Origin of the sequence: Stenotrophomonas sp. NA06056 (assembly GCF_013364355.1) — a bacterium.
Taxonomy (GTDB): domain Bacteria; phylum Pseudomonadota; class Gammaproteobacteria; order Xanthomonadales; family Xanthomonadaceae; genus Stenotrophomonas.
The window spans coordinates 3390950-3410134 of the sequence record NZ_CP054931.1 but is presented as its reverse complement, the minus strand read 5'-3'; the positions used below and the strand labels follow the sequence as shown (position 1 = coordinate 3410134).

At 65.8% G+C, this 19185-nt stretch carries 18 protein-coding genes; 11 read left to right on the top strand and 7 right to left on the bottom strand.

What is annotated here, in order from left to right:
• The first annotated feature begins 99 nt into the window (after nucleotides 1-99).
• From HUT07_RS15410 to HUT07_RS15385, 6 genes are all read left to right on the top strand, one after another.
• Complete coding sequence (locus HUT07_RS15410; RefSeq protein WP_176021657.1) at nucleotides 100-591, top strand: peptidylprolyl isomerase; 492 nt, start codon at nucleotides 100-102, stop codon at nucleotides 589-591.
• A gap of 147 nt (nucleotides 592-738) precedes the next feature.
• Complete coding sequence (locus HUT07_RS15405; RefSeq protein ID WP_025879435.1) at nucleotides 739-1725, top strand: malate dehydrogenase; 987 nt, start codon at nucleotides 739-741, stop codon at nucleotides 1723-1725.
• Nucleotides 1726-1860: 135 nt separating this feature from the next.
• On the top strand, nucleotides 1861-2475 hold the full coding sequence (locus tag HUT07_RS15400; protein ID WP_176021656.1) for an RluA family pseudouridine synthase: 615 nt from the start codon (nucleotides 1861-1863) through the stop codon (nucleotides 2473-2475).
• Nucleotides 2476-3104: 629 nt separating this feature from the next.
• On the top strand, nucleotides 3105-4985 hold the full coding sequence (gene prpE / locus HUT07_RS15395) for a propionate--CoA ligase (RefSeq protein ID WP_176021655.1): 1881 nt from the start codon (nucleotides 3105-3107) through the stop codon (nucleotides 4983-4985).
• A gap of 189 nt (nucleotides 4986-5174) precedes the next feature.
• The gene (locus HUT07_RS15390; RefSeq protein ID WP_176021654.1) at nucleotides 5175-5678 is read left to right on the top strand and encodes a hypothetical protein; all 504 of its coding nucleotides are present in this window, start codon (nucleotides 5175-5177) and stop codon (nucleotides 5676-5678) included.
• Nucleotides 5679-5724: 46 nt separating this feature from the next.
• Nucleotides 5725-6768, top strand: coding sequence for a suppressor of fused domain protein (locus tag HUT07_RS15385; protein WP_176021653.1), 1044 nt, complete (start codon nucleotides 5725-5727; stop codon nucleotides 6766-6768).
• A gap of 65 nt (nucleotides 6769-6833) precedes the next feature.
• Here the strand turns inward: HUT07_RS15385 and HUT07_RS15380 are convergent, their stop codons facing one another.
• The 5 genes from HUT07_RS15380 to HUT07_RS15360 all read right to left on the bottom strand — a co-directional run bounded on the left by HUT07_RS15380 (nucleotide 6834) and on the right by HUT07_RS15360 (nucleotide 12258).
• Nucleotides 6834-7445, bottom strand: a complete 612-nt coding sequence (locus HUT07_RS15380; protein WP_176021652.1) for a glutathione S-transferase N-terminal domain-containing protein — start codon at nucleotides 7443-7445, stop codon at nucleotides 6834-6836.
• Nucleotides 7446-7530: 85 nt separating this feature from the next.
• Nucleotides 7531-7989, bottom strand: a complete 459-nt coding sequence (locus HUT07_RS15375; RefSeq protein ID WP_025878087.1) for a cell wall hydrolase — start codon at nucleotides 7987-7989, stop codon at nucleotides 7531-7533.
• A 299-nt stretch (nucleotides 7990-8288) separates the two neighbouring features.
• Nucleotides 8289-10319 carry an NADPH-dependent 2,4-dienoyl-CoA reductase gene (locus HUT07_RS15370; protein WP_176021651.1) on the bottom strand — a complete coding sequence of 677 codons (2031 nt, stop codon included), beginning with the start codon at nucleotides 10317-10319 and terminating at the stop codon, nucleotides 8289-8291.
• Nucleotides 10320-10419: 100 nt separating this feature from the next.
• The gene (locus HUT07_RS15365; protein ID WP_176021650.1) at nucleotides 10420-11064 is read right to left on the bottom strand and encodes a hypothetical protein; all 645 of its coding nucleotides are present in this window, start codon (nucleotides 11062-11064) and stop codon (nucleotides 10420-10422) included.
• 174 nt (nucleotides 11065-11238) lie between these two features.
• Nucleotides 11239-12258 (bottom strand): zinc-binding alcohol dehydrogenase family protein, encoded by a 1020-nt coding sequence (locus HUT07_RS15360; RefSeq protein ID WP_176021649.1) that lies wholly within the window; start codon nucleotides 12256-12258, stop codon nucleotides 11239-11241.
• A gap of 358 nt (nucleotides 12259-12616) precedes the next feature.
• Between HUT07_RS15360 and HUT07_RS15355 the strand changes: the two genes are divergently transcribed.
• The 4 genes from HUT07_RS15355 (at nucleotide 12617) to HUT07_RS15340 (ending at nucleotide 15680) form a co-directional block, all read left to right on the top strand.
• Nucleotides 12617-13705, top strand: a complete 1089-nt coding sequence (locus HUT07_RS15355; protein ID WP_176021648.1) for an OmpA family protein — start codon at nucleotides 12617-12619, stop codon at nucleotides 13703-13705.
• A gap of 217 nt (nucleotides 13706-13922) precedes the next feature.
• Nucleotides 13923-14429: a hypothetical protein gene (locus HUT07_RS15350; protein ID WP_176021647.1), complete on the top strand. Its 507-nt coding sequence runs from the start codon at nucleotides 13923-13925 to the stop codon at nucleotides 14427-14429.
• A gap of 107 nt (nucleotides 14430-14536) precedes the next feature.
• Nucleotides 14537-15259 (top strand): pseudouridine synthase, encoded by a 723-nt coding sequence (locus tag HUT07_RS15345; RefSeq protein ID WP_176021646.1) that lies wholly within the window; start codon nucleotides 14537-14539, stop codon nucleotides 15257-15259.
• Between the two features lie 85 nt (nucleotides 15260-15344).
• A complete protein-coding gene (locus HUT07_RS15340) occupies nucleotides 15345-15680 on the top strand; it encodes a hypothetical protein (protein ID WP_176021645.1) in 336 nt (111 codons plus the stop codon).
• A gap of 119 nt (nucleotides 15681-15799) precedes the next feature.
• On the opposite strand, the gene kbl is transcribed toward HUT07_RS15340, so the two are convergent.
• Nucleotides 15800-17005, bottom strand: a complete 1206-nt coding sequence (gene kbl / locus HUT07_RS15335) for a glycine C-acetyltransferase (RefSeq protein WP_176021644.1) — start codon at nucleotides 17003-17005, stop codon at nucleotides 15800-15802.
• Nucleotides 17006-17215: 210 nt separating this feature from the next.
• Here kbl and HUT07_RS15330 point away from each other — a divergent pair, with 210 nt between their 5' ends.
• Entirely contained in the window at nucleotides 17216-17908 is a 693-nt protein-coding gene (locus tag HUT07_RS15330) for a TorF family putative porin (RefSeq protein ID WP_176021643.1), read from the top strand.
• A 134-nt stretch (nucleotides 17909-18042) separates the two neighbouring features.
• Here HUT07_RS15330 and tdh read toward each other — a convergent pair whose 3' ends face one another.
• A complete protein-coding gene (gene tdh, locus HUT07_RS15325) occupies nucleotides 18043-19065 on the bottom strand; it encodes an L-threonine 3-dehydrogenase (protein ID WP_032952044.1) in 1023 nt (340 codons plus the stop codon).
• Nucleotides 19066-19185: the final 120 nt, after the last annotated feature.

Below are 19185 nucleotides of genomic sequence, written 5' to 3'. Positions count from 1 at the left end.
CTGAAGACCCTGCCTGCGCCGATGGTCGAAGCCGCCCACGCCACGGGGGAGGTGTATCCTTATGGGGCTGATTACACACCCCGCATCCCAAGGATCTGCATGTCCCTCATCGCCACTTTCGACACCACCCAGGGCCCGATCAAGGTCGAGCTGTTCGCCGACAAGGCGCCGCTGACGGTCGCCAACTTCGTGAACCTGGTCAAGCGCGGCTTCTATGACGGCCTGATCTTCCACCGCGTGATCCCCGATTTCATGATCCAGGGCGGTTGCCCGCAGGGTCGTGGCACCGGCGGCCCGGGCTACAAGTTCGAAGACGAGAAGAATGGTGTGAAGCACCAGGTCGGCTCGCTGTCGATGGCCAACGCCGGCCCGAACACCAATGGCAGCCAGTTCTTCATCACCCACATCAAGACCGATTGGCTGGACGGCAAGCACACCGTGTTCGGCCAGGTCCTGGAAGGCCAGGCGATCGTCGATTCGGTCAAGCAGGGCGACGTGATCCATTCGATCACCCTGGAAGGCGACACCGACGCTCTGCTCGCCGCCCAGGCTGAGCGCGTGGGTGAGTGGAACAAGCTCTTTCCCGCCTGATCCCGTACCCGGACGGCCCCCTGCGAAGGGGGCCGTTTGCATGTTGCGGCCGCCCCGCCAGGCCTGTCCCCGCCCGTGCGGCCATTCCCCCATCGCTACTTAGCCGGCCAGCGGCCGGCACTACGCTTCTTAGCAGAGGAAATCCCCATGAAAGCACCTGTTCGTGTTGCCGTGACCGGCGCCGCCGGCCAGATCGGCTACGCCCTGCTGTTCCGCATCGCCTCCGGCGAAATGCTGGGCAAGGACCAGCCGGTCATCCTGCAGCTGCTGGAGCTGCCGGTCGACAAGGCCCAGGCCGCCCTGAAGGGCGTGATGATGGAACTGGAAGACTGCGCCTTCCCGCTGCTGGCCGGCATGGTCGGCACCGACGACGCTGAAGTCGCCTTCAAGGACGCCGACATCGCCCTGCTGGTCGGCGCACGTCCGCGCGGCCCGGGCATGGAGCGCAAGGATCTGCTGCTGGAAAACGCCAAGATCTTCACCGCCCAGGGCGCTGCACTGAACAAGGTCGCCAAGCGTGACGTGAAGGTGCTGGTGGTCGGCAACCCGGCCAACACCAACGCCTACATCGCCATGAAGTCGGCGCCGGACCTGAACCCGCGCAACTTCACCGCCATGCTGCGCCTGGACCACAACCGTGCGCTGAGCCAGCTGTCGACCAAGCTCGGCAAGCCGGTCGCCGGCATGGAGAAGCTGGTCGTGTGGGGCAACCACAGCCCGACCATGTACCCGGACTACCGTTTCGCCACCGCCGATGGTGCGTCGATCGCCGATGCGATCAACGACCAAGAGTGGAACGCCAACACCTTCATCCCGACCGTCGGCAAGCGCGGCGCGGCGATCATCGAAGCCCGTGGCTCGTCCTCGGCTGCTTCGGCCGCCAACGCAGCGATCGACCACGTGCGTGACTGGGTGCTGGGCAGCAACGGCAAGTGGGTCACCATGGGCGTGCCGTCCGACGGTTCCTACGGCATTCCGGAAGGCGTGATCTTCGGCTTTGCGGTGACCACCGAAAACGGTGAGTACACCCTGGTCAAGGACCTGCCGGTCGACGACTTCAGCCAGAAGTACATCGACAAGACCCTGGCCGAGCTGGAAGAAGAGCGCGCCGGCGTCGCCCACCTGCTGGGCTGATACGGGCTTCGGCCGGTAGGTACCGACCGTTGCTCGGTACCTTCACCAGCAAGGTAGGTACCGACCGTTGGTCGGTACGCAGAAAGCGGGGAAGCTTCGGCTTCCCCGTTTTTGTTTGAACGGGTACGGAACCGCATGATCCATCTGCACTACATCGACGACGCGCTGCTGGTGGCCGAAAAGCCTGCCGGTCTGCTGTCCGTGCCCGGCCGCTCGGAGGAGAACCAGGATTGCGTGGTCGCGCGCCTGCGGGCGGTGTATCCCGACGCGCTGACCGTGCATCGCCTGGACCAGGTCACCTCCGGCCTGCTGCTGCACGCGCGCGGCAAGGACATGCAGGTGGCGCTGTCAACGCAGTTCGAGAAGCGCCAGGTGGGCAAGCGTTACGAAGCCATCGTGCAGGGGCTGCTTGAAGGGGATGCGGGTGAAGTGGACCTGCCGTTGATCGTCGACTGGCCGAACCGCCCGAAGCAGATGATCGACCACCAACGTGGCAAACCTGCACTTACACGTTGGCGCGTGCTGTCGCGTGACATCGCGGTGCAACGCACGCGCGTTGAACTGGAACCGGTCACGGGCCGCAGTCACCAGTTGCGGCTGCACATGGCGAGCCTCGGTCATCCCATCGTCGGCGACGTGCTGTATGGCGCGGTGGCGGCGCAGCGCGTGCACCTGCATGCGCGGAAGCTGCAGTTCACCCATCCGCTGACGGGCGAAGCGCTCGCGTTCGAGTCTGCGACTCCGTTCTAGAGAGTGGTGTATCGGCAGGGCTGCGCCCTGCACCCGCCGAAGCAACAGCAACAGCAACATCAACAGCTGCATTCCGTGGTGTGGCGGGGCGGTGTCGGATTACGGGGACGCCGCAAGTACGTCCCTGTAGGCTTGGCAGCCGCATCCATGCGGCTGACACCCCGCAATCCGACACCGCCCCACCTTCGACAGATTCCCGGTGACGGATGGTCCATCCACGCTTTGCGTGGATCAAATCCATCGGAATCAAATATTTCGATAGTTCATCGAAAAGCATCCACGCATGGCGTGGATCTACGTGTCGACCAAGGTCGACACCCACCAACAGCAGCCCAACAGCGGTGGGAAATTGTCGAAGGCGGGGTGGGTCCGGTTGCGGGGGCGTGAGCGCCATGGATGGCGCGACCGAGCCTACAGGGACGTATTCACGGCGTCCCCCGCAACCGGACCCGCCCCGCCATCCTTCAGTAGCCCGGCTTTTGACGTTGACGTTGACGTTGACGTTGATTCTGCAGGTGCAGGGCTGCAAGCCCTGCAGAACAAACCCCACCCCCTACCAAGGTAGGGCGGCCCGCGCGCCAGCGCCGGACTATGCTCGAAGCCATGACTTTGTCTGGGAGGGCTGCGTCATGAACTACGAGGAAACCTACCGCCGCTCGATCGACGAGCCGGAGGCATTCTGGGGCGAGGAAGCCAAGCGCATCCATTGGCACACGCCACCACAACAGGTGCTCGACTACAGCAACCCGCCGTTCCGGCGCTGGTTCGTCGGCGGCGAAACCAATCTCTGCTACAACGCCGTCGACCGGCATCTGGCCGATCGCCCGGACCAGCTCGCACTGGTCGCCATCTCCACCGAAACCGACAGCACCCGCGAAATCACCTATCGCCAGCTGTATCGCGAAGTGAACGACTTCGCCGCCGTGCTCAAGCACCTCGGTGTCGGTCACGGCGACCGCGTGGTCATCTACATGCCGAACATGGCCGAAGCGGTGTTCGCCATGCTTGCCTGTGCACGCATCGGCGCGGTGCACTCGGTGGTGTTCGGTGGCTTCGCCGCGCACAACCTCGCGCTGCGCATCGACGATGCCAAGCCGAAGCTGCTGATCGCCGCCGATGCCGGCATGCGCGGTGGCAAACTCATTCCGTACAAGGCGATGGTCGATGCCGCTTGTGCGGAAGCCAGCAATCCGCCGCCGCACGTGCTGATCGTTTCGCGCGGGCTGGACCCGGCCGAGCCACGTATCGAAGGGCGTGACGTCGAGTACGCCACCTTGCGTGCGCAGATCGGCGAAACCGATGTGCCGGTGCAATGGCTGGAGTCGAGCGAACCCAGCTATCTGCTGTACACCTCCGGCACCACCGGCAAGCCGAAGGGCGTGCAGCGCGATGTCGGTGGCTACGCGGTAGCGATGGCGCAGTCGATGCAGACCGTGTTCGATTGCAAGCCGGGGCAGGTGATGTTCTCCACCTCCGATGTCGGCTGGGCCGTGGGCCACTCCTACAACGTGTACGGCCCGCTGATCGGCGGCTGCACCTCGCTGCTGTACGAAGGGCTGCCGACCAACCCCGATCCGGGCATCTGGTGGGCGCTGTGCGAGCAGTACAGCGTGCGTACGATGTTCTCTTCGCCGACGGCGATCCGCGTGCTGAAGAAGCACGATGCCGATTTCATCCACCGGCACGACCTGGATGCGTTGAAGTATCTGTTCCTGGCTGGCGAGCCGCTGGACGAACCCACCGCGCACTGGATCAGCGACGCGCTGGGTAAGCCGATCATCGACAACTACTGGCAGACCGAAACCGGTTGGCCGGCGCTGACCCTGCTGCCCGGCCTGGACATGAAGCCGGTGCGGTTCGGCTCACCGGGGTTCCCCAATCTCGGCTACCGGATGAAAGTGATCGATGAGAACACCGGTGAAGAAGTGGCGGCCGGGCAGAAGGGCGTGCTGGTGATGACGCCGCCGTTGCCGCCGGGCTGCATGAGTACCGTCTGGAATGACGACAGCCGCTTCCTGCAGAGCTACTTCAGCCACTTCAAGGAACTGCTGTACAGCTCGCTGGACTGGGCCATCCGCGACGACGATGGCTACACCTTCATCCTGGGCCGCACCGACGATGTGATCAACGTTGCCGGGCACCGTCTGGGCACACGTGAGATTGAAGAGGCCATCTCCAGTCACCCGCGCGTGGCCGAAGCAGCCGTGATCGGGGTGAAGGACGAGCTGAAGGGGCAGGTGCCGCTGGTGTTCGTGACCCTCAAGCAGGGCCTGGGTGGCGAAGACCCGGCTGCGGTGGTGGCCGAGATGATGGCCACGGTGACCACGTCGCTGGGCGCGGTGGCGCGGCCGGCGCATGTGCACGTGGTCAATGCTCTGCCCAAGACCCGCTCGGGCAAGCTGTTGCGGCGCTCGCTGCAGGCATTGGCCGAGCAGCGCGATCCCGGCGATCTGTCGACGCTGGACGATCCGGGCGCGCTGGAAGAGATCCGCCGCGCGCTGGGGCGTTGACCCGGTCCTGTAGAGCCGAGCCCATGCTCGGCTGCCCGGGTCAGGTACACGCAGCCGAGCATGGGCTCGGCTCTACAGAGATCCAACGGTGCTGCAGCGCAGCTTCCTCGCCGCCACCGGTGCGCTAAGCTCGCCACGGGGAGCGTGCCCGCAAGGGCACGCAGGCATCGCATCGAGAAGGGGGGAGCTATGGCACTGCTGCATGCCAAGACGGCCGCTGGCCGCCAGGAGATCGAAGACCGCGCCCGGCGCCTGCCGGCAGCGCTGCGCTCGATCCTGTTGATGGTTGACGGCCAGCGTGATGAAAGCGAACTGCGCAGCATGTTTGAAGGACTGCGCGCGCCGCAGGACGCGCTGGAACAGCTGGCCGCACTTGGCCTGATCGAAGTGGTCGGCGGCAGGGCCGAGCCTGCCCCGCAGCGCGGGCTCTGCAGCGGCCGCGAGCAGGATCCGGCGCTTTACCAGCAGCTGTACGACGCGATGAGCGATGCCGTGCGCCGCCATCTTGGTCTGAAGGGCTACTTCATGCAGTTGAAGATCGAGCGATGCAATGACGCGATCACCTTGGAGCGACTGTGCCCCGAAATGATCGCCGCGATCGGCAAAGCGCGCAGTCCGGCGCTGGCACAGCGCTGGTGGCAGGAGGTCCAGGTGTCGCTGGCGCCCGTCTCTGCCGGGGTCATGCCCGGCTGACGCGCGGAGTAAAGTGGTGCGCTCATTTTCCGCCCAGGAGCCCCGCATGCAGGACGACACCGATACCCCCGGTTGGGATGCGATCAATGCCGCGCTGGCACCGCTGTACGCCGGCCAGGAACCGCGTCACTTCGGTACCGCGCTGCCGTACACCCTGGGTGGCCAGGATCCGCTCGACGGCATCAGCGTGTACTGGGTGGAAGCACCGGTTCCGCATTGGCACTACGTCACCTACGGTCTGTCCGAACTTTATGCAAAGGAAAGCAGCGATGCGGCCACCAGTGGCTACGGCTTCGAGCTGACGTTCCGCCTGGCTGCAGACAAGGGTGAGGATGCAGGCAGCACGCCGCCGGCATGGCCGATGAATCTGCTGCAGAATCTGGCGCGCTATGTGTTCAGCAGCGGCAATGTGTTCGAGGATGGGCACCACCTCAACGCCAACGGTCCGATCGCGCTGGAGACCGACACCCGTCTTTGCCATCTGGCGTTCGTTGCCGATCCGCAGTTGCCCGCACGCGACACTGCCAATGGACAGTTGCAGTTCCTGCAGGTGGTGGGGCTGACCGACGAGGAAATGGATGCGATCAAGCGCTGGTCGACGCGCGGTGTGCTGCAGGTGCTGGAGCCGGCGATGCCGCTGTGGATCACCGATCTGCATCGCGGCAACCTGCTGGACGATCCGGCGCTGGCGGCGCAAGCGAAGGCCGGCAGCGAGCGCGAGGGATCCAGTACCGGCATGTTGTTCATCGAAACGCTGGACTGGCGGCAGACGGCGGGTATCACCACGCTGGTGCTGGGGGCCGGGCAGGTCGGCAGTGTGGGGGAACTGCTGCCGTTGCGGCTGCGCCACGGCAAGTCACTGACGCTGGTCAGCCGCGAACGGCAATGGGAATTCACGCCTGCCACCAACGGCGCCGCCATGGTCGACGGCCACAACGTACGCTGGGTGCTGGACGATGCGGCGTTGCAGGCCTGGCATGAGGTGCGGCCGCAACGCGGGACCTACACAGTGTCGAGCACGCTGCAGGTTGAAGTGGTGCCGACGTTCCTGCGCGACGCAAAGGGAGACGTGATCCGCGAAATCGGCTGACCGCGCTGATGGAGCAGATGGAGTCGGAGCCGTTCGCGATGCGAACGGCTCCGGCCCCGGTTGCATCAGGCCAGGCCTTCGGCCTTCAGTACCGCCTGCACGCCCGGATCGGCATCCATGCGCGCCTTGTAGGCCGCCAGGTTGTCCAGGCCCGACAGGTCGACCTTGGTGCCGGCCGCCCAGCGCAGGGTGATGTAGAAGTAGGGATCGGCGAAGCTGCGGAAACCGGCCAGCCACGGCTTGTCGGCCAGCTGCTTGTCGGCGGTCTCGAACAGCGCGCGCAGGCGCTTGTGCGCAGCGGCGCGGATCGCGTCGTACTGGCCTTCATCGGCGATGAACTTGCCCGGCGAGAACAGCGGCGAGAACGCCGGGTGCACGTCGGAGTTGACGAAGGCCAGCCAGCGGGTGGCTTCAGCGCGCTGGCGCGGGCTGCCATCACCGCCGAGGCCTGCCTGCGGGTAGCTGTCGGCGATGTAGCCCATGATCGCCGCGTTCTGCAGCAGTACGAAGTCGCCATCGACGACTGCCGGTACGGCGCCGGCCGGATTGATCTTGAGGAATTCCGGACCCTTCAGGGTGTCCTTGTTCAGCAGTTCGACCTCGAACGGCTGGCCGGTCCACTGCAGGGCGATGTGGTCGGCGGTGGAACAGGCACCGGGCTTGCTGTACAGCTTCATGGGAACTCCAGGCGGGTGGGGCGGGAAACGCCCACTATCCCAGAGCCCACCGGAGCGCGGCAACGCTGCCGCCAGCAACGGATCGTTACGATTGCCGGGGCTTGAGGTTCTGCACCTTGTAGAAGGTGTGATCGCCGATGGTGGCCACCTGGTAGGCGTTGCGCCAGTTCGGGCTGGCAATCGCCAGCGCAGCGAAGTGGCTGGCACCGGGCACGATCTCGCGGCGCTCGCCGGCCGGCAGCGCCCAGTTGCGCTCGGCGTCGAAGGCCACGTCCATCGCTTCACTCCAGGCCGCATCGTTGCCCAGCTGGGTGCCGGGGGAGACGATGGTGGGGGCGAACTGCTTGCGCGCGGTCACCACCTGGCACATCGAGTCGCCCCAGAGGCCGCTGTCGAGGCGACGCAGGGCAACCTCGGCCACGGCCTGCTGGCCACGCAGGGTCTGGTCGCGGGCTTCCAGGTAGACGGTGGTGCTCAAACACAATGAATCAGCGGCCGGCTGCGGCAACAACTGCGACAGCCAGAGAATCCAGGCCAGTTTCATATAACTCCTTGCTCCGTGTGGGACGCACCTAGCGGTTCCGGCAGCGCGGGCTGCTGGAGGCGGGGTACGACTTGGCGTCATGGGGAGGCAGCCATCGGGGCTGCCCCGTGGGCGGCCCCAAGAACACGATCGTGGATCGATCGGCGGGGTCCGCACCGGCTCACCGGAAACTGGCTGGTGAGCGGAAAGATGGCGCAAGGTAGGGGGGCATTGCCGAACGCATCCTGAATCGTCCGGCTTGACATTCAGCTTGGGGGCCAGTGACGGAAATCACATTCCGGCCCCCATTCAGGTGCACATCAGAGCGCGGCGGCGACGCGGCTGCCTTGGTCAATGGCGCGCTTGGCATCCAATTCGGCCGCTACATCGGCACCGCCGATCAGCTGTGCGGCGATGCCCGCTGCCTGCAGCTCGGCCTGCAGCGCGCGCTGCGGTTCCTGCCCGGCACAGATCACCACGTGGTCGACCGGCAGCAGTTGTTCGCTGCCGTCGACGCGGATGCGCAGGCCCGCATCGTCCACGCCCAGGTACTCGACACCACCGAGCATGCGCACGCCCTTGGCTTTCAGCGTGGCGCGGTGGATCCAGCCGGTGGTCTTGCCCAGGCGCGCACCGGGCTTGCCGGCGCTGCGCTGCAGCAGCCACAGCTTGCGGGGAGATGCCTCCACGGCCGGCCGTGCCAGTGCGCCGCGGGCCTCGAAGGTGGCATCCACGCCCCATTCGGCCATCCAGCGCTGCGGGTCCAGCGATGGCGAAGGGCCATCATGGGCAAGGAACTCACCGACATCGAAGCCGATGCCACCGGCGCCGATGATGGCGGCACTGCCACCGACCTCGACCCGGCCCAGCAGCACGTCCAGGTAGTTGACCACCTTGGCGTGGTCGGCACCGGGGAAGTCGACCTTGCGCGGCACGATGCCGGTGGCGAGCACGACCTCATCGAAGCCAGCCAGGCTGGCAGCGTCGGCACGGGTGCCCAGGCGCAACTGCACGCCAGTCTCGGCCAGCTTGTGGCGGAAGTAGCGCAGGGTCTCGTGGAACTCTTCCTTGCCGGGAATGCGTTTGGCCACGTTGAACTGGCCACCGATCTCCTCGCTGGCGTCGAACAGGGTGACCTGGTGGCCGCGTTCGGCAGCGACCGTGGCGCAGGCCAGGCCGGCTGGACCGGCGCCGACCACGGCCACTTTCTTCGGCGCGGTGGTGGGGCGGTAGACCAGCTCGGTCTCGTGGGCGGCACGGGGGTTGACCAGGCAACTGGCCAGCTTGTTCTCGAACACGTGGTCCAGGCAGGCCTGGTTGCAGGCGATGCAGGTGTTGATGGCCTCGGCGCGGCCGGCGCGGGCCTTGTTCGGCCATTGCGGATCGGCCAGCAGCGGGCGTGCCAGCGACACCATGTCGGCGCCGCCATCGGCGAGGATGCGCTCGGCGACATCGGGCATGTTGATGCGGTTGGTCGCCACCAGCGGCACCTTCACATGCGGCTTCAGCTTGGCGGTGACAGCGGCGAACGCGCCACGCGGTACCGACGTGGCGATGGTTGGAATGCGCGCTTCGTGCCAGCCGATACCGGAGTTGATGATCGTGGCGCCAGCGGCTTCGATGGCCTGGGCCTGCTGCACGATCTCTTCCCAGTTGCTGCCGTCTTCGACCAGGTCGACCAGCGACAGACGGTAGATGATGATGAAATCCGGGCCGCACGCCTCACGGATGCGGCGCACGATCTCGACCGCGAAGCGCATGCGCTGCGCGGCATCACCGCCCCAGCGGTCGTTGCGCTTGTTGGTACGCGGAGCGATGAACTCGTTGATGAGGTAGCCCTCCGAGCCCATCACTTCCACGCCGTCGTAGCCGGCCTCGCGGGCCAGCTTGGCGCTGCGTGCGTAGTCGGCGATGTGCCGCTCGACGCCGCTGGCCGACAAGGCGCGCGGGGTGAACGGATTGATCGGCGCCTTCAGCTTCGACGGTGCCACCGACAACGGATGATAGGCATAGCGCCCGGCGTGCAGCAGCTGAAGGCAGATCTTCGCGCCGTGCTGGTGCGCGGCGGCGGTCAGCTGCCGATGCGGACGCACTTCCCACGGCCAGGACAGCTTGCCGCCGAACGGCTTCAGCCAGCCCACCACGTTGGGCGCAAAGCCGCCGGTGACGATCAGGCCGACGCCGCCTTCAGCGCGTTCGGCGAAGTAGGCGGCCAGCCGCGGGAAGTCGCGGGCGCGATCTTCCAGGCCGGTGTGCATCGAGCCCATCAGCACCCGGTTGCGCAGCTGGGTGAAGCCCAGGTCCAGCGGGGCGAACAGGTGGGGATAGGCGCTTTCGTTGGCTGGCGACATGTCGATACGCTTGCGTACGGAAGCGCGAAGGGTGCCGCGAAATGGCGCCCGGGGCAAGGGCTGGCGAATCGGTGGCGCCAGGCCATGCCCGGCGACCCGGCTACCCGTGGCCGCGCTGCGCGCTCGCCGGGCGCGGCCCGGCGCTACCCACCGGCAGCGGCCGGCCAATCCCGAACCAGCCCAGCGTCACCCCGCACAGCGGACCGATCAGCAGGGCGAAGGCGAGGGTGCCGAGCCCGACATTGCCGCCCAGCCACCAGCCCAGCAGCAGCACGCTGCCTTCAATCAGGCTGCGGACCTTCCAGATCGGCCAGCCGGTACGTGCATGCAGCCCGGTCATCAGGCCATCACGCGGTCCAGGGCCGAGCCTCGCACCGATGTACAGGCCAGTGGCCAGCGCCACCAGCAGCATGCCGGCGCAGAACATCGCCACCTGCCAGCCCAGGCCGACAGCCGGGGGCAACAGCCACAGCCCGAACTGGGCCGAGGGGCCGATCAGCATCACGTTGAGTACCGTGCCGACACCAGGCTTCTGTCGCAGCGGCCACCACAACAGCAGCACCAGTGCGCCGATCACGTTGGTGGCCAGGCCAAACGACAACGGAGTCTGTGCAGCAATGCCCTGTGACAGCACATCCCACGGCGCGACACCGATCGCAGCGCGGATCATCAGCGAGGCACCGAAGCCGTAGAGGAACAGGCCGATGATCAGTTGCAGCAAGCGCAGGGGCAGGGCGGTGGGCATGACAGGCTCGGGGAGAGGAGGATCTGTTCCCAACGTAATCCCGATTTATCCGCCGCCATAGATACAGATGTCGGCCAATACGCCGCCACAGACGGAATCTGTAGAGCCGAGCCCATGCTCGGCTGGCGGTGCCAGGCAAAGCAGCCGAGCATGGGCTCGGCTCTGCATGACGCGTCAGTCGCCCCAGCCGGCCAGCGCCAGCTTGCCGATGGTGCGGCCGCCGGCCAGGCGCTGATGGGCAGCTTCCAGGTTGGCCGCATTGATCGGCCCCAGTACCTCGCTCAGCGTGCCGCGCAACTGGCCTGCATCGATCATGCTGGCGGCGCGGTTGAGGATGCGGTGCTGCTCGATACGGTCGGCGGTGGCAAAGCGCGCGCGGGCGAACATGAATTCCCAATGGATGCCGATGCACTTGGCTTTGTAGGGATCGCCGATGCGCAGCGGGCCGCGCGGTTCGACGATCAGGCCGACATGTCCTTGTGGTGCCAGCAGCTCGCCCAGTTCGTCCCAGTAGTGGTCGGTGTCGGCCAGGTTGAGGGCCACCTGCACGTCGTCGATGCCAAGCGCCTGCAGCTGTGGCAGCAGCGGTTGCCGGTGGTCGACGACATGCTGGGCGCCCATCCGCCGGCACCAGTCGATCGACGCTTCACGCGACGCGGTTGCAATGACCTCGAAGCCTGCGTGCTGGCCCAGCTGGATCGCCATCGAGCCGACGCCGCCGGCACCGCCGATCACCAGCAGGCGCTGGCCGGCGTGGCGGCGGTCATCCAGCTGCAGGGGCATGCGCTGGAACAGCAGTTCCCAGGCGGTCAGGGTGGTCAGCGGCAGCGCGGCCGCTTCGGCGAAGTCGAGGGTGGTCGGTTTGCGCGCCACCAGTCGCTCATCCACCAGCTGATACTGCGCGTTGCAGCCAAGCCGGGTGACATCTCCGGCGTAATAGACCTCGTCACCGGAGGCGAACAGGCTGGCCTCCTCGCCCATGGCTTCAACGACGCCTGCCGCATCCCAGCCGAGGATGCGCGGAGTATCCAGCGACGCGGCCGAAGTGCCTGTCCGCAGCTTCCCATCCACGGGATTGACGGAAACTGCTTCGACACGGATCAGCAGGTCGCGGCCACGAGGCGGCTGCGGCGGTGGCAGCACCAGGTCGCGCAGGGCAGGGGCGGATTCACGGGACAGGGCGACGGCTTTCATTGCGGCTCCAGCTCGGTTCCTGTCTGCATCATAAGGTTCCTCACCTCGATGGGCGCGCGCTGAACCGCGTTGCGACAGCCCTCGTCAAAACTGTCGTATCTGGCTCTTAAACCCATCCAAACCCTTGTGGTGCGTGGGTCTTGCGGATTTTCATCATCCTGTATAGGGTTTCAACGTCGGGCCGGTAGCCGGTCGTGCACGACGCTTCACATGTTACGGGACTGTTAACATGACCTTCACCCGCCTGAGCATAATGTTCGCGGCGGTGGCGTGCTGAATCGGCTGTCTGAACATCGACGCAGTAGTGCTGGCCCATGCCTCTACCGGTTTCATACCCCCGAAATAGGAGCTGTACTCAATGAACAAGAAGATCCTTACTGCCGCGCTGCTGGGCGGTCTGGCTTTCGCCCAGGCTGCGTCGGCGCAGGAGTTCGATGACCGCTGGTACCTGACCGGTTCGGCCGGCTTCAACTTCCAGGATAACGACCGTCTGACCAACGACGCTCCGTTCGTGACCCTGGGTCTGGGCAAGTTCATCAGCCCGAACTGGTCGCTGGATGGTGAGCTGAACTACCAGAACCCGAACTTCGACGCCAACCAGGATCAGAACTGGTCGCAGTACGGCGTGTCGTTCGATCTGCGTCGCCACTTCATCAAGGAAGGCCGCGGCTGGAACCCCTACATCGTGGGCGGCCTGGGCTACCAGAAGTCGGAAGAAGAGTACGCCGCTGGCCCGAACGGCCCGGCTGACCGCAAGGACGGCAACCTGGCTGCCAAGCTGGGCGTCGGCCTGCAGACCACCTTCGACAAGCGCGTTGCTGTCCGCGCCGAAGTGGCCTACCGCGCTGACTTCGACGACCAGAGCATCGCCGCGCGCGACGAAAGCTGGTTCGGCGACGTGCTGGCTTCGGTCGGCGTCGTGATCCCGCTGGGCCCGGCCCCGGTGGCTGCTGCTCCGGCACCGGCTCCGGTTGCCCCGAGCTGCGCCGACCTGGATGACGACGGTGACGGCGTCAACAACTGCGACGACAAGTGCCCGAACTCGCAGCCGGGTCAGACCATCGGTCCGGACGGTTGCCCGGTGCCGGTCTCGATCGACCTGAAGGGCGTGAACTTCGACTTCGACAAGTCGAACCTGCGTCCGGACGCTGTGGCCATCCTGAGCGAAGCCACCGAGATCCTGAAGCGTTACCCGGATCTGCGCGTTGAAGTTGCCGGTCACACCGACTCGAAGGGTACCGACGCTTACAACCAGAAGCTGTCCGAGCGCCGCGCCACCGCGGTGTACAACTACCTGACCAAGAACGGCGTCGACGCTGGCCGTCTGGCCGGTCCGATCGGCTACGGCGAGAGCCGTCCGATTGCGCCGAACACCAACCCGGATGGTTCGGACAATCCGGAAGGTCGCGCCAAGAACCGTCGTACCGAGCTGAACGTCCAGAACTAAGTTCTGACGCTCTGCCAGTAAGACACAGCAGGACCCGGCTTCGGCCGGGTCTTGTTGTTTGTGCGATCCGGAATGATGAATCAGCGCTTGAGTGACGACCGTTCGTCGGCAATTTGCCCATGAAACCAATGAGTTGCCGTATTCATTGAAAGTGGCGCTTGAAAGATGACGCCGCATTGCTAAACTCGCCGCGTCACTTCCTTCCGTGGATGCCCTCATGCTGCGCTCTGCATCGGCTGCCGTTCTGGCGCTGGCCCTGGTTCCTGCTGCTCACGCTGCGGTCGATTGCTCGGTCAACACCAGCGCTTCGCCGCTGCCGTTGCCGGCCACGGCCGTTGCCCCGGTGGCCGACGAGCTGTATATCCGCAGCAGCCAGCTGGGCATGGCCAGCGGCGTGCTGGGCAGCAGCTACGATCCGTCGCAGTCGCTGGACCAGGTGCTGCAGCGGTTGCGCATCGATGGCTGCCAGAACATCGCCAAGGCGATTCCGAGCGCGCCGGCCGTGAAGCCGAATGATCCGGCCGCGTACAAGCCGCAGACCGAATTCGACAACACGCCGTGGCGCTTCGACATGAGCCAGAACGGCAAGCGCATGACCGCCGAGGAGTTCGACGCCTGGATGAAGGCGCGTGGCGTACGCGTGGTCAAGGCACGCCCGGTTCCGGCAGCGACCCCGGCCGCAACCGAAGCGCCGGCTGAGACCAAGCCGGTCGACAAGAAGTAAGCCGGGCGGGGAGCAGAGGCTTGCGCACACGCCGCCCACCTGCTGCCCCCGCTGCCCGCTCCCACGCTGCGCGTGGGCGTGCGAATCCTCCTGCGGTTTCCGCTGGCGTGCGCCATGGCCTGGCGCGCGTGCTGTCCAAGGCTGGCGTGTGCTCGCGCAGCGAGGCCGCGCGCTGGATCGCCGAGGGGCGTGTCCGCGTCGCCGGGCGCATCGTCCGCGACCCGGAATTCCCGATTGCCAACCCGGCGCCGCCGATCGAGGTCGACGGCCAGCCGATGGGTGCACCGCAACGCCTCTACCTGATGCTCAACAAGCCGCGCGGAGTGGTCACCACCGTGCAGGACGAGCGTGGCCGCGACACCGTGTACCGCTGCTTCGATGGCGCCGGCCTGCCGTGGATCGCGCCGGTCGGCCGCCTGGACAAGGCCAGTGAAGGCCTGTTGCTGTTCAGCAATGATCCGCAGTGGGCCGCACGCCTGACCGATCCGGACACAGGCCCGCAGAAGACCTACCACGTGCAGGTGGATCGCCTGCCCGATGACGACACCCTGGCCGCGCTGCGCGCCGGTGTCGAAGACGAGGGTGAGTTCCTCCTCGCCCTGGCCGTGCGCGTGCTGCGCAGCGGCGACAAGACCGCCTGGTTGGAGGTGGTCCTCGACGAGGGCCGCAACCGCCATATCCGTCGCCTGCTGGCGGCCTTCGACCTGCAGGTGCTGCGCCTGGTCCGCGTTGCGATCGGAGAGCTCACGCTCGGCGATCTCGGCAAGGGCCAATGGCGGGCGCTGGAGGTCAGCGACCAGCAGCGGCTGGGGGCCGCTGCACCGGGCTGAGTGATGCCCACGGCCGGCGGATGCCGGCCACCGTTCCAGGCGTAGGGGGCGCCTGGTTGTCGAATGTCCAGAACGGAGCCTGCCCATGTATCACCCGACCCTCAAGCAAACCCTGCGCTGCGCCAGCCTGTTGTTGCCGATCGTGCTGTTGACGGCCTGCGGCGGCCACAAGAAGACAGCCAAGGCCGACCGCCCGGCCGAGACCCCGGTGGTTGAAGTAAAGACCCCGGAACTGGATGGCCGCGGCAGCTATCGCTTCATGATGAGCAACGGTGATCAGAAGATGACCGCCGACCAGTTCGATGCCTGGATGAAAGCCAATGGCATCCGCGTAGCCAAGGGCAATGGGCAGGATGCCGCCGCCAAGCCGGTGGTGGTCGCCAGCAAGGACGAACCGAAGGGCAAGAAGAAAAAGAAATGACGCGCGTCGCGCGTCATTTCGGTAGCGCCGGGCCGTGCCCGGCGAGCGCATGGCGCGGCTATCGGGAAACCGCCGGGCATGGCCCGGCGCTACCTGTTGGGATCCGACCCCGGCGGTGATCAGCCCTTGATCACGCCCAGCTCGATACCGATGCGGGTGAACGCATCGATCGCGCGGTCAAGATGCTCGCGGCTGTGCGCGGCGCTGATCTGGGTGCGGATGCGCGCCTGGCCCTTGGGTACCACCGGGAAGAAGAAACCGATCGCATAGATGCCTTCTTCCAGCAGGCGCTCGGCGAACTTCTGCGCCAGCGGTGCGTCGTACAGCATCACCGGGCTGATCGGATGCACGCCCGGCTTCACGTCGAAGCCGGCAGCGGTCATTTTCTCGCGGAAGTAAGTGGTGTTATCGGCCAGGGTGTCGCGCAGGTCGTCGGCCGCGGCCAGCATCTCGAACGCCTTGATGCCGGCGGCGACCACGTGCGGCGGCAACGAGTTGGAGAACAGGTACGGGCGCGAACGCTGGCGCAGCAGCTCGATCACCTCGGCGCTGGCGCAGGTGAAGCCACCCAGCGCGCCGCCCATGGCCTTGCCCAACGTGCCGGTGATGATGTCGATCTTCTCCAGCACGCCTTTGACTTCGGCCGAGCCGCGGCCCGTTGCGCCGAGGAAGCCGGTGGCATGGCATTCGTCGATGTGCACCAGCGCGTTGTACTTCTTCGCCAGCGCGGTGATTTCGTCCAGCGGCGCGATGAAGCCATCCATCGAGAACACGCCGTCGGTGGTGATCAGCTTGGTCTTGCAGCCAGCGGCATCGGCGGCCTGCAGCTGCGCTTCCAGGTCGGCCATGTCGCAGTTGGCGTAGCGGAAGCGCTTGGCCTTGCACAGGCGCACCCCGTCGATGATCGAAGCATGGTTCAGCGCATCGGAGATGATCGCGTCGTTCTCGCCCAGCAGCGGTTCGAACAGGCCGCCGTTGGCGTCGAAGCAGGCCGCGTACAGGATGGTGTCCTGCTTGCCGAAGAAGTCGGCGATCTGCTTTTCCAGCTGCTTGTGCAGGTCCTGGGTGCCGCAGATGAAGCGCACCGAGGCCATGCCGAAACCGTGGCTGTCCAGCGCGTCCTTCGCGGCCTGGATCAGGTCCGGATGGTCGGCCAGGCCGAGGTAGTTGTTGGCGCAGAAGTTCAGCACGGTGCGGCCGTCTTCGAGGGTGATCTCGGCGGACTGCGGGCTGGTGATGATCCGCTCGGACTTGAACAGGCCCTGGGCGCGGATGGCGTCCAGTTCCTCTGCATAGTGGCGGGTCAGGGCGGAGGAGTCGGTCATGGCGTGGGCACGGCTCAGCACGGGAAACCGCTGATTCTACCGGGCATCGACGGCTGCCGACCGGGCCGGACGGGGCACCGCCATGGCCGGCACATGTTGCATCGCAATAGCAAACGGGTTAAAAATTCGTGAACCGGGGCTGTCTGGCTCCGGTCGCTGCGCCCGCTGCAGATCCCGCCTTCCACGCCACCGACCCCACCGGAGACGCCCATGAAGCACGCCCGTGCCTGCCTCGCCATTGCCGCCGCCCTGACCCTCGCGCCGTTTGCCGCCAGCGCCCAGGACAACGAATCTCCGTACAGCTGGAACGTCACCGCCGTTTCCGATTACCTGTTCCGTGGTGTGTCGCAGACCGATGAGGATCCGACCCTGCAGGCCGGCTTCACCTACACCAGCCCGGTCGGCCTGTATGCCGGCGTATGGGGCTCGGGCGTCGACTTCGGTGCCGGCGATCCGAAGACCGAGATCGACTACCTGATCGGCTACGGCGTCGACGTGACCGAGCGCGTCAACTTCGACGTGCTGTTGAACCGTTACACCTACCTCAAGTCCAGCCACCAGAACTACAACGAGCTGATCACCACCACCACGCTGGACGACACCTACAAGCTGACGGTGGCCTACAGCAATGACGTGTGGAACAGCAGCACCGATGGCTGGTACTTCGGCCTGGGTGGCAGCTGGGGCCTGCCGAAGGACTTCACGCTCAACGCCAACGTCGGTCGCAGCACCTTCGAGGACGGTATCGCCAAGGACTACACCGACTGGAACGTCGGCGTCGCCCGCCAGTTCGGCCTGTTCAATGTCGGCCTGGGTTACTACGGCACCGACGGCAATGGCCGCGACAACTCCGGCAAGCTGGCACACAGCCGGGTGATGCTGAGCGTCGCCGTAGGCAAGTAACGCCGCAGGCGTTACGGTAGGTGCCAGGCTTGCCTGGCACGCATTTTTACGAAAAAGGCGCCCATCGGGCGCCTTTTTCAGTTTCAAGGTGTGCCGAGCAAGCTCGGCACCCACCCATCGCGCGCGGCGAAGGATCAGTTCCAGCTCAATACCACTTTGCCGGCCTTGCCTTCTTCCATCAGGTCGAAGCCCTTCTGGAAATCGTCGATCGGCAGCTGGTGGGTCATCACCTTGCCGAGCGGGAAGCCGGACAGCACCAGCTGGGTCATCTTGTACCAGGTCTCGTACATCTTGCGGCCGTAGATGCCCTGCACGGTCAGGCCCTTGAAGATGATCTTGTCCCAGTCGCAGCCGGCGCCCTTGGGCATGATGCCGAGCATGGCGATCTTGCCGCCGTGGTACATGCAGTCGAGCATGTCGTTGAACGCGCGCGGGTTGCCGCTCATTTCCAGGCCCACGTCGAAGCCCTCCATGTGCAGCTCCTTCATCACGTCCTTCAGCGACGTGTTGGCGACGTTGACCACGCGGGTAGCACCCATGTCGGCGGCCAGCTTCAGGCGGAAATCGTTGACATCGGTCACCACCACGTTGCGCGCACCGATGTGCTTGCAGATGCCCGCCGCGATGATGCCAATCGGGCCGGCGCCGGTGATCAGCACGTCTTCGCCGATGACGTTGAATTCCAGCGCGCAGTGCGCGGCATTGCCGTACGGGTCGAAGAACGCGGCCAGTTCGGACGGGATCTGGTCGGGGATCGGCCACAGGTTGCTGGCCGGCATCACCATGTATTCGGCGAACGCGCCGTTGACGTTGACGCCGATGCCGACGGTGTTCGGGCACAGGTGCGGGCGACCGCCGCGACAGTTGCGGCAGTGACCGCAGACGATGTGGCCTTCGGCCGACACGCGCTGGCCGATCTCGTAGCCGGTCACGCCCGGGCCGATCTCGGCGATGCGGCCGACGAATTCATGGCCGATGGTCAGGCCCGGCTTGATCGTGCGCTGGCTCCACTCGTCCCACAGGTAGATGTGCAGGTCGGTGCCGCAGATCGCGGTCTTCTCCAGCTTGATCAACACCTGGTTCGGGCCCGGGGTCGGCACCGGAACCTCTTCCATCCAGATGCCCTTGGCTGCTTCGCGCTTGACCAGGGCCTTCATCGTTTGCTGCGCCATCGGGGTGGAACTCATCAGGGGGAAAGCGCGGATTATAGGGCGCCACGCGGATTTCCCATGTTGCGCTGCGGGTGCATTGGTGGAACGAAAGCTGCACGCAGGCGG

Bases quoted from the DNA above. Each gene is read 5' to 3' on its own strand.
- HUT07_RS15355 (WP_176021648.1), top strand. From the start codon at position 12,617: ATGAACAAGAAGATCCTTACTGCCGCGCTGCTGGGCGGTCTGGCTTTC.
- prpE (WP_176021655.1), top strand. From the start codon at position 3,105: ATGAACTACGAGGAAACCTACCGCCGCTCGATCGACGAGCCGGAGGCA.
- tdh (WP_032952044.1), bottom strand. From the start codon at position 19,065: ATGAAGGCCCTGGTCAAGCGCGAAGCAGCCAAGGGCATCTGGATGGAA.
- HUT07_RS15330 (WP_176021643.1), top strand. From the start codon at position 17,216: ATGAAGCACGCCCGTGCCTGCCTCGCCATTGCCGCCGCCCTGACCCTC.
- HUT07_RS15405 (WP_025879435.1), top strand. From the start codon at position 739: ATGAAAGCACCTGTTCGTGTTGCCGTGACCGGCGCCGCCGGCCAGATC.
- HUT07_RS15400 (WP_176021656.1), top strand. From the start codon at position 1,861: ATGATCCATCTGCACTACATCGACGACGCGCTGCTGGTGGCCGAAAAG.
- HUT07_RS15365 (WP_176021650.1), bottom strand. From the start codon at position 11,064: ATGCCCACCGCCCTGCCCCTGCGCTTGCTGCAACTGATCATCGGCCTG.
- HUT07_RS15410 (WP_176021657.1), top strand. From the start codon at position 100: ATGTCCCTCATCGCCACTTTCGACACCACCCAGGGCCCGATCAAGGTC.
- HUT07_RS15340 (WP_176021645.1), top strand. From the start codon at position 15,345: ATGTATCACCCGACCCTCAAGCAAACCCTGCGCTGCGCCAGCCTGTTG.
- kbl (WP_176021644.1), bottom strand. From the start codon at position 17,005: ATGACCGACTCCTCCGCCCTGACCCGCCACTATGCAGAGGAACTGGAC.
- HUT07_RS15360 (WP_176021649.1), bottom strand. From the start codon at position 12,258: ATGAAAGCCGTCGCCCTGTCCCGTGAATCCGCCCCTGCCCTGCGCGAC.
- HUT07_RS15390 (WP_176021654.1), top strand. From the start codon at position 5,175: ATGGCACTGCTGCATGCCAAGACGGCCGCTGGCCGCCAGGAGATCGAA.
- HUT07_RS15370 (WP_176021651.1), bottom strand. From the start codon at position 10,319: ATGTCGCCAGCCAACGAAAGCGCCTATCCCCACCTGTTCGCCCCGCTG.
- HUT07_RS15375 (WP_025878087.1), bottom strand. From the start codon at position 7,989: ATGAAACTGGCCTGGATTCTCTGGCTGTCGCAGTTGTTGCCGCAGCCG.
- HUT07_RS15385 (WP_176021653.1), top strand. From the start codon at position 5,725: ATGCAGGACGACACCGATACCCCCGGTTGGGATGCGATCAATGCCGCG.
- HUT07_RS15350 (WP_176021647.1), top strand. From the start codon at position 13,923: ATGCTGCGCTCTGCATCGGCTGCCGTTCTGGCGCTGGCCCTGGTTCCT.
- HUT07_RS15380 (WP_176021652.1), bottom strand. From the start codon at position 7,445: ATGAAGCTGTACAGCAAGCCCGGTGCCTGTTCCACCGCCGACCACATC.